The organism is Streptomyces sp. NPDC005576 (assembly GCF_042871745.1).
GTDB lineage: Bacteria > Actinomycetota > Actinomycetes > Streptomycetales > Streptomycetaceae > Streptomyces.
The window spans coordinates 553,986-563,531 of sequence record NZ_JBIAJC010000001.1; the positions used below are offsets into that span (position 1 = coordinate 553,986).

The 9,546-nt window shown below is 69.6% G+C and carries 7 protein-coding genes; 2 read left to right on the plus strand and 5 right to left on the minus strand.

Annotated features, from left to right (window positions below; translation table 11 throughout):
* The first annotated feature begins 682 nt into the window (after positions 1-682).
* Complete coding sequence (locus ACFYPN_RS02415; RefSeq protein ID WP_389296473.1) at positions 683-1,219, plus strand: hypothetical protein; 537 nt, start codon at positions 683-685, stop codon at positions 1,217-1,219.
* 119 nt (positions 1,220-1,338) lie between these two features.
* On the opposite strand, the gene pgl is transcribed toward ACFYPN_RS02415, so the two are convergent.
* Genes pgl through tkt form a run of 5 tightly spaced genes read right to left on the minus strand, consistent with a single transcriptional unit; the run spans position 1,339 to position 7,958 of the window.
* Entirely contained in the window at positions 1,339-2,121 is a 783-nt protein-coding gene (gene pgl, locus ACFYPN_RS02420) for a 6-phosphogluconolactonase (protein WP_358759858.1), read from the minus strand.
* Positions 2,118-3,182: a glucose-6-phosphate dehydrogenase assembly protein OpcA gene (opcA, locus tag ACFYPN_RS02425; protein ID WP_358759857.1), complete on the minus strand. Its 1,065-nt coding sequence runs from the start codon at positions 3,180-3,182 to the stop codon at positions 2,118-2,120. The genes pgl and opcA overlap by 4 nt, the downstream gene beginning before the upstream one ends.
* Positions 3,179-4,711 (minus strand): glucose-6-phosphate dehydrogenase, encoded by a 1,533-nt coding sequence (zwf, locus tag ACFYPN_RS02430; protein ID WP_358759855.1) that lies wholly within the window; start codon positions 4,709-4,711, stop codon positions 3,179-3,181. The genes opcA and zwf overlap by 4 nt, the downstream gene beginning before the upstream one ends.
* A gap of 5 nt (positions 4,712-4,716) precedes the next feature.
* Entirely contained in the window at positions 4,717-5,835 is a 1,119-nt protein-coding gene (tal, locus tag ACFYPN_RS02435; protein WP_358759853.1) for a transaldolase, read from the minus strand.
* Positions 5,836-5,870: 35 nt separating this feature from the next.
* A complete protein-coding gene (gene tkt / locus ACFYPN_RS02440) occupies positions 5,871-7,958 on the minus strand; it encodes a transketolase (RefSeq protein WP_389296474.1) in 2,088 nt (695 codons plus the stop codon).
* Positions 7,959-8,496: 538 nt separating this feature from the next.
* Here tkt and ACFYPN_RS02445 point away from each other — a divergent pair.
* Positions 8,497-9,450: a heme o synthase gene (locus tag ACFYPN_RS02445; protein WP_389296475.1), complete on the plus strand. Its 954-nt coding sequence runs from the start codon at positions 8,497-8,499 to the stop codon at positions 9,448-9,450.
* Positions 9,451-9,546 lie beyond the last annotated feature (96 nt).

Here is a 9,546-nt window from a genome sequence, read left to right on the forward strand (position 1 = left end):
CCGGAACGCGCGGGCCCCGTTGGCTGACGCGGGCCGGTGAAGCAGGGCGGACACGTCGCGCGGACCCGATCCGTCGCCCTTGCCCGGTACCCTCACGAGCGCCGGGGCCGTCGGGCCCGGCGCCAGGATTCGGCCGACCATGACGACGTGTGCCGGAGGAAGGAGCGGAGAACACCGTGCCCCGATGGTCCCTCATGCAGACCAGTGGCCAGATGCCGCACTTCCAGCAAACGGTTCATTGTGGGATCGGCGGGACCGAGGCAGAGGCCCGGGCCCAACTGGGCGACATGGTCGACGACTTCGCCAAGGTGCATACCGAAAAGGGCCGACGGCGACAGCGCAGGGAAGTCGGCCGCATCTCCGACCGGAGCTGCTTCGTGCGCGTGCACGACCGGCTGTCCGTCGAGCAGCCTCACTCCACTCTCGCCGAAGTCGTCGCGGACACGCGTGACGACGCCCTTCCCGACCGTGTGAGCGGGGAGCCCCGGACTGCGGTGTGGGCCGAGGTGCGGCCAGGGACGCACGACCTCGGCGGTGTATCCCGACAAGCTCCTGCACGGCGTCATCGAGGACCGTGACGATGCCCCGGAGAAGGGCGTGGGCCATCATGCCCAGAACTGGGTTCGCGCTTCTTGCCACCCTTCCCCGTCGAGAACTGATGGAAGGGCGCGCGATGCTCCCGATGGACCGGATCCGAGACCTCCTGGTGGAGAACGACGATCCCCGCAACCTGGAACGTCCCGCGGACTTCGACCGGAAGACCTCGGAGAACTGTTTCACCCGGCTGGTGCACGCCTTCCAGGAACGATTCGGCCCGTCCTGCTCGAGCGGCCGGGGCCAGGACGCCAGTTTCTACGGCGTCATCGACGTTCCGGCGGACGCTACGCGCATCGATCGGTCCCTGAACGCCACGATGAGCAACTTCGGCGGCTTCTTCGTCACCGCGCGGGTCGGGACCGACGAGGGACTTCCCGGCGTTGAGGAGAGCCTGACCGAGGAGTACGCGACGTGGCTCGACGGCGTCTGTACGGCGATCGGCTGCACCTTCGTCCCGGTCGAGCTGCTCCGGGAGCCGTACGACGGGCCGTCACCCCTGTTGGCGGCAGGGGACGCGGCACTGGCCGAGGTGCTCGTGGCCGCGGGTGAGGCCGAAGGGGAGGAGGGTGACGAGGACATGGGAAAGACGAGTTGGTACGACCGGTACTTCGATTACGTGTGAGACGTCCGGGACGGTCCGTCCCGCACGCCTCTTCGGGGTGAGTGCGCGACGGCGAAAGGCCCGGCCCCCGCTCGTCACGAACGGGAACCGGGCCTGGCCGTACAGCGGTTGACGACCTCTCAGGAAGAGGCCGGCGGGTAGAGCTCGCGGGGCAGCCGGGAGGCCGCCGCCGCGTCGAGCAGCCAGAGCGTCCGGGCGCGGCCGTACGCGCCGGCCGCCGGAGCCTGGATCTCCCCGGCGCCGGAGAGGGCGATGGCCGCGGCCTCCGCCTTGTCCTCGCCCGCCGCGAGCAGCCACACCTCGCGCGCCGCCCGGATGGCCGGGAGCGTGAGGGTGACCCGGGTGGGCGGCGGCTTGGGGGCGCCGTGCACACCGACGACGGTGCGCTCCGTCTCCCGTACCGCGGGCAACTCCGGGAAGAGCGAGGCGACATGGGTGTCCGGTCCGACGCCCAGCATCAGCACGTCGAACGTCGGGACCGGCCCGTGGTCCTCCGGGCGGGCGGCGGCCGCGAGTTCGGCGGCGTAACCCGCGGCGGCCGCGTCCACGTCGTTCCCGAACGGACCGTCCGACGCCGGCATCGGGTGCACCCGCGCCGGGTCCAGGGCGACGGCGTCCAGCAGGGCCTCACGGGCCTGCGTGACGTTGCGCTCCGGGTCGCCGTCCGGCTCGAACCGCTCGTCGCCCCACCACAGGTCGAGCCGCGACCAGTCGATCGCGTCCCGTGCGGGGGCGGCGGCGAGCGCGGCCAGCAGGCCGTTGCCGTTGCGCCCACCGGTCAGCACCACCGAGGCGTATCCGCGAGCGGCCTGGGCATCCACGATCTTCGTGATCAGCCGGGCCGCCGCGGCCTGCGCCATCAGCTCCTTGTCGCGGTGCACGACCAGTTGCGGGGCACTCACTTGGACGCCGCCTTCTTGGCCGGCGCGGCCTTCTTCGCGGGGGCGGCCGCCTTCGGCTTCTCGGCCTCCGGAGTGTCGCCCTCGGCCGCCGCCGCCGGCGCGGGAGCGGCGGGGGTGGCCGCCGCGACCTCGCCGGGGGCGCTCAGCTTGTCGACGCCGAACTTCACCGTCGTGGCGTAGGTGTTGTCCGGGTCGAGGCGCCGCAGCTCCTCCGCCAGCAGCTCGGCCGTGTCACGCCGCTTGAGCGCCACGCCGCGGTCGGGCTGACCGGTCATGGAGAGGGTGGCGAGCGAGCCGTCCGCGCGGTCGAGCACGATCGGGCCGTTCTTCGTCTCCATGCGTACTGCGGTCAGACCGGGGCCCTGGGAGGGCGTACGCCCCACCGGGACACCGAGCCGGTCCGCGAGCCACATCGCGAGCAGCTCGCAGCTCGGGTTGTCCGCCTCACCCTCGACGGTCGCCGAGACGACCTCCGCGGGCTGCTGGTCCAGGGCGGCGGCCAGCATGGAGCGCCACGGCGTGATGCGGGTCCACGCCAGGTCCGTGTCGCCGGGCTCGTACGTCTCCGCGCGGACGGCCAGCTCATCGAGCGGGTGCTCGGAGGAGTAGGCGTCCGTGATGCGGCGCTGGGCGAGCGCGCCGAGCGGGTCCTTCGCCGGGTCGGCGGGGGCGTCCTCGGCCCACCAGACCACGACCGGGGCGTCCGGCAGCAGCAGCGGCAGGACCACCGACTGGGCGTGGTTGGCGAGTTCGCCGTGGAGCCGCAGGACGACCGTCTCACCGCTGCCCGCGTCGGAACCGACCCGGATCTCGGCGTCGAGACGCGCGTCGCGACGGCTGCGCGGCGAGCGGCTGACCCGCTTGATCACCGCGATGATCCGCGAGGGGTGCTCGCGGGAGGAGTCGCTCGCCGCCTTGAGGGCGTCGTAGGCGTTCTCCTCGTCCGTGACGACGACCAGGGTGAGCACCATGCCGATGGCAGGGGTGCCGACGGCGCGTCGAGCCGAGATCAGCGCGTTGTTGATCTTGCTGGAGGTTGTTTCCGTGAGATCGATCTTCATGGCCGGCGCCAGCTCCGTCCGTCGCGTGCGAGCATCTCGTCCGCCTCGGCCGGACCCCAGGTACCGGCCGCGTACTGCGCGGGCTTGCCGTGCTTGTCCCAGTACTCCTCGATCGGGTCGAGGATGTTCCAGGAGAGCTCGACCTCCTGGTGGCGGGGGAAGAGGTTGGCGTCGCCGAGCAGCACATCGAGGATGAGCCGCTCGTACGCCTCCGGGCTGGACTCGGTGAAGGACTCGCCGTAGGCGAAGTCCATCGTGACGTCCCGGACCTCCATGGAGGTACCCGGCACCTTCGAGCCGAACCGCACCGTCACACCCTCGTCCGGCTGCACGCGGATGACGAGGGCGTTGCCGCCCAGCTCCTCCGTCGCGCCGGATTCGAACGGGAGGTACGGGGCGCGCTTGAAGACGACCGCGATCTCCGTGACGCGGCGGCCGAGGCGCTTTCCGGTACGGAGGTAGAACGGGACGCCCGCCCAGCGGCGGTTGTTGACCGTCAGCTTGATCGCCGCGAAGGTGTCCGTCGTCGACTTGGGGTCGATGCCGTCCTCTTCGAGGTAGCCGGGGACTTCCTCGCCGCCCTGCCAGGCGTGGCTGTACTGGCCGCGCACCGTGTGCTTGCCCAGGTCCTCGGGGAGTTCGACGGCGGTGAGCACCTTGAGCTTCTCCGCGACCAGCGCCTTGGGGTGGAAGGAGCCGGGCTCCTCCATCGCGGTGAGCGCCAGCAGCTGGAGCAGGTGGTTCTGGATGACGTCACGGGCGGCGCCGATGCCGTCGTAGTACCCGGCGCGGCCGCCGATGCCGATGTCCTCGGCCATCGTGATCTGGACGTGGTCGACGTACGACCTGTTCCAGATCGGCTCGAACATCGTGTTGGCGAAACGCAGCGCCAGGATGTTCTGGACGGTCTCCTTGCCCAGGTAGTGGTCGATGCGGAAGACCTCGTTGGGCGGGAAGACGTCGTGCACGAGCTGGTTCAGCTCCTGCGCGCTCTCCAGGTCGTGCCCGAACGGCTTCTCGATGACGGCGCGGCGCCAGGCGCCCTCCGTCTGCTCCGCGAGACCGTGCTTCTTGAGCTGCTGGACGACCTTGGGGAAGAACTTCGGCGGCACGGAGAGGTAGAAGGCGAAGTTGCCTCCGGTGCCCTGTGCCTTGTTGAGTTCGTCGATCGTCGCCTTGAGAGTCTCGAACGCCTCGTCGTCGTCGAAGTTGCCGGGCACGAACCGCATTCCCTGGCTCAGCTGCTGCCAGACCTCCTCGCGGAAGGGGGTGCGGGAGTGCTCCTTGACGGCGTCGTGCACGACCTGGGCGAAGTCCTCGTCCTCCCAGTCGCGGCGCGCGAAGCCGATGAGCGAGAAGCCCGGCGGCAGCAGGCCGCGATTGGCCAGATCGTAAACGGCGGGCATGAGCTTTTTTCTGGACAAATCGCCCGTGACACCGAAGATGACCAGGCCCGACGGCCCCGCGATGCGCGGGAGCCGTCGGTCCTGGGGGTCACGAAGCGGGTTTGCTCCGGGAACACCAGACAAAGTGGTCAGCCCTCCGAAGGAGCGAGGCGCTCGAGCTCTGCCTCGGTCGACTTGAGCAGGTCGTTCCATGCGGCCTCGAACTTGTCGACGCCCTCTTCTTCCAGCAGCGCCACGACCTCGTCGTAGCTGACGCCGAGCTTCTTGATGGCGTCGAGGTCGGCGCGCGCCTGGTCGTAACCGCCGGCGACGGTGTTGCCGGAGATCTGGCCGTGGTCGGCAACGGCCTCCAGGGTCGCCTCCGGCATGGTGTTGACCGTGTTCGGGGCGACGAGGTCGTCGACGTACAGGGTGTCCTTGAGCTCCGGGTCCTTGACGCCGGTGGAGGCCCACAGCGGACGCTGCTTGTTGGCCTGCGCCTTGTCGAGGACGGCCCAGCGGTCGGAGGAGAAGAGCTCCTCGTACGCCTCGTACGCCAGACGGGCGTTGGCGAGTGCGGTCTTGCCCTTGGCGGACTTGGCCTCGTCGCTGCCGATGGCGTCCAGACGCTTGTCGATCTCGGTGTCGACGCGGGACACGAAGAAGGACGCGACCGAGTGGATCTTCGACAGGTCCAGGCCCGCGGCCTTCGCCTGCTCCAGACCGGTGATGTAGGCGTCCACGACCTCGCGGTAGCGCTCCAGCGAGAAGATCAGCGTCACGTTGACGCTGATGCCCTTCGCGATGACCTCGGTGATCGCCGGCAGACCGGCCTTCGTCGCCGGGATCTTGATGAGCGTGTTCGGCCGGTCCACCAGCCAGGCCAGCTGCTTGGCCTCGGCGACGGTCGGCACGGTGTGGTGCGCCAGACGCGGGTCCACCTCGATGGAGACCCGGCCGTCCTGGCCGTCGGTGCGGTCGAAGACCGGACGGAGGATGTCGGCGGCGTCACGGACGTCCGCCGTCGTGATCATGCGGATGGCTTCCTCGACGGTGACCTTGCGGGACGCGAGGTCGGTGAGCTGCTGCTCGTAACCGTCGCCCGAGGAGATCGCCTTCTGGAAGATCGACGGGTTGGTGGTGACACCGACGACGTGGCTCTGGTCGATCAGTTCGGCGAGGTTGCCGGACGTGATGCGCTTGCGGGACAGGTCGTCGAGCCAGATCGCGACGCCTTCGTCGGAAAGGCGCTTCAGTGCGTCTGTCATGGGATCTACATCTCCTACTGGATCGTATGTGTGCGTCAGCGCGCGGCGGCGTCGAGAGATTCCCGGGCGGCGGCGACCACGTGCTCGGGGGTGAACCCGAACTCGCGGAACAGCACCTTCGCGTCGGCCGAGGCACCGAAGTGCTCCAACGACACGATGCGGCCCGCGTCACCCACGTACCGGTACCAGGTCAGGCCGATGCCCGCCTCGACGGCGACCCGGGCCCGGACGGCCTTCGGCAGGACGCTCTCGCGGTACTCCGGGGTCTGCTCCTCGAACCACTCGACGCACGGCATCGAGACGACCCGGGTCGGCACACCGGCCGCCTGGAGCTGCTCGCGCGCCTCGACGGCGAGGTGCACCTCGGAACCGGTGCCGATGAGGACGACCTGCGGCTCGCCGCCGTCGGCCTCGAACAGCACGTAGCCGCCCTTGGCCGCGTCGTCGTTCGCCTCGTACACCGGCACACCCTGGCGGGTCAGCGCCAGACCGTGCGGGGCACCCTTGCCGAACACCTTGGTCCAGCGGCGCTGGATCTCGCGCCAGGCGATGGCGGTCTCGTTGGCGTCGGCCGGGCGCACGACGTTCAGGCCCGGGATCGCGCGCAGCGAGGCGATGTGCTCGACCGGCTGGTGCGTCGGGCCGTCCTCGCCGAGGCCGATGGAGTCGTGGGTCCAGACGTACGTCACCGGCACGTGCATCAGCGCGGAGAGGCGGACGGCGTTGCGCATGTAGTCGGAGAACACCAGGAAGGTGCCGCCGTAGACGCGCGTGTTGCCGTGCAGCGTGATGCCGTTCATCTCCGCGGCCATGGAGTGCTCGCGGATACCGAAGTGGATCGTGCGGCCGTACGGGTTCGCCTCGGGCAGCGGGTTGCCGGCCGGGAGGAACGACGACGTCTTGTCGATCGTGGTGTTGTTCGAGCCGGCGAGGTCGGCGGAGCCGCCCCACAGCTCGGGGATGACCTCACCGAGGGCCTGGAGCACCTTGCCGGACGCGGCGCGGGTGGCGACGGAGGTGCCGGCCTCGAAGACGGGGAGCTTCTCCTCCCAGCCCTCGGGCAGCTCGCCCGCGTTGATGCGGTCGAACTCGGCGGCGCGCTCCGGGTTGGCGGTGCGCCAGGCGGCGAAGGACTTCTCCCACTCGGCCTTGGCCTCGCGGCCGCGGTCCAGCGCCTCACGGGTGTGCGCGAGGACCTCGTCGGAGACCTCGAAGGTCTTCTCCGGGTCGAAGCCCAGCACCTTCTTGGTCGCCGCGATCTCCGCGTCACCGAGCGCCGAGCCGTGCGCGGCCTCGGTGTTCTGGGCGTGCGGGGCGGGCCAGGCGATGATCGAGCGGGCCGCGATGAACGACGGGCGCTCGGTCTCGGCCTTGGCGGCCAGCAGCGCCTTGTACAGACCCGCCGGGTCCAGGTCGCCGTTGGGGAGCTGCTCCACGCGCTGGACGTGCCAGCCGTACGCCTCGTACCGCTTCAGGGTGTCCTCGGAGACCGCGGTCTCCGTGTCGCCCTCGATCGAGATGTGGTTGTCGTCCCAGAGCAGCGTCAGGTTGCCGAGCTTCTGGTGTCCGGCCATCGAGGACGCCTCGGCGGAGATGCCCTCCTGGAGGCAGCCGTCACCGGCGATGACCCAGATGTCGTGGTCGAACGGCGAGGTGCCGGGAGCCGCGTCCGGGTCGAACAGGCCGCGCTCGTAGCGGGCGGCCATGGCCATGCCGACGGCGTTGGCGACACCCTGGCCCAGCGGGCCCGTGGTGGTCTCGACACCGGTGGTGTGGCCGTACTCCGGGTGGCCCGGGGTCTTCGAGCCCCAGGTGCGGAAGGACTTGAGGTCGTCCAGCTCAAGGCCGTAACCGGCCAGGTAGAGCTGGATGTACAGGGTCAGGCTGGAGTGGCCCGCGGACAGCACGAAACGGTCGCGGCCCGTCCAGTCGGCGTCGGCGGGGTCGTGCCGCATCACCTTCTGGAAAAGGGTGTACGCGGCCGGAGCGAGGCTCATCGCCGTGCCCGGGTGGCCGTTTCCGACCTTCTGTACGGCGTCGGCGGCAAGGACGCGGACCGTGTCCACGGCCCGCTGGTCCAATTCGGTCCACTGAAGGTCTGTGGTGGTCGGCTTGGTGCTCACCCTGAGTCAGGGCTCCTCTCCACTGTTCGGAAAACCGGGGGCTGGTGACCACACCGGACGATGTTGAGCCTACCCCCGTAACAACAAGGGATTTCCGGTTGGATTCCAGGGTGCGCGGCATTCGTGGAGTTCGCCTTCCGTATGAGCGGGAGGGTTCACCAATGGGCTTCTCCAATGAGCGTGACCAGGTACTTCTGTGCTTCTCGACCGAGCGGCCCACCCCTCGTCCGAGCTGGTGCGGCGCCCGGCGAGCTCTGCCCCGTCGCGGTGTTCAGCACGCGCCCTCGCGGCGTTGGACTTCCGGCCGCCTTGCGATCGCACGCACCGAACACCCCTCCTCATGGGGCAAACATTGCCGGGCGCCGCACTGGTTCGGGCAGGGCGCTCGAAAGGGTGTCGCAGCAGCTCGGACGCGCCACCCCAACACGAGTCCACCCCCGCGAAGGGCGGCCTGTCCCCAACGTCTACAGTGGTCTGGTTCGCGCAAGTCTTTACTGGGCCCTCACGCCCGGTGCTTGCTGGGATTTCTCTGTCAGGGGTGTGCGTGACGGCCGTCGAGTCCCGACCCGCAGGGGTCGCCTTGACTCCGAGCCCAGGGGGCCATCGCCCGTCCGGGGCCCGCATCAAGGCATTCGTGGCGCTGACGAAGCCGCGGATCATCGAGCTGTTGCTCATCACCACCGTTCCGGTGATGTTCCTGGCCGCTCAGGGTGTGCCCGACCTGTGGCTCGTTCTCGCTACCACCATCGGCGGATTCATCTCCGCGGGCGGTGCGAATGCGCTCAACATGTACATCGACCGCGACATCGACGCGCTGATGGACCGTACGTCGCAGCGCCCGCTGGTCACCGGAATGGTGAGCCCGCGCGAGTGCCTGGTCTTCGGGATCACCCTCGGGGTCGTCTCGACGGTCTGGTTCGGACTGCTGGTCAACTGGCTCTCCGCGGCGCTCAGCCTCGGCGCTCTCCTCTTCTACGTCGTCGTCTACACGATGCTGCTGAAGCGGCGGACCTCCCAGAACATCGTCTGGGGCGGGATCGCCGGCTGCATGCCGGTCCTCATCGGCTGGTCCTCGGTGACCGACTCGGTCTCCTGGGCCGCGGTCATCCTCTTCGCGGTCATCTTCTTCTGGACGCCCCCGCACTACTGGCCGCTCTCCATGAAGGTGAAGGACGACTACGCCCGCGTCGGAGTCCCGATGCTGCCCGTGATCGCCTCGAACCGGGTGGTCGCCCGCCAGATCGTCATCTACAGCTGGGTGATGGTCGCGGTCTCGCTGCTGCTGACCCCGCTCGGCTACACCGGCTGGTTCTACACCGTGGTGGCGCTGCTCTCCGGCGGCTTCTGGCTCTGGGAGGCCCACGGCCTGCAGAACCGGGCCAAGGCCGGGGTCGCCGGTGCGAAGCTCAAGGAGATGCGGCTGTTCCACTGGTCCATCACCTACGTCTCGCTCCTCTTCGTCGCCGTCGCGGTGGATCCCTTCCTCCGCTGACGCAGATCTCTCGCCGACGGGCGGGGGGGGGGGGCCCCGGCCCCCCCCCCCCCCCGCCCCCCGGCGGCTACCCCTAGGGGTGGAACAGTCCCTAGG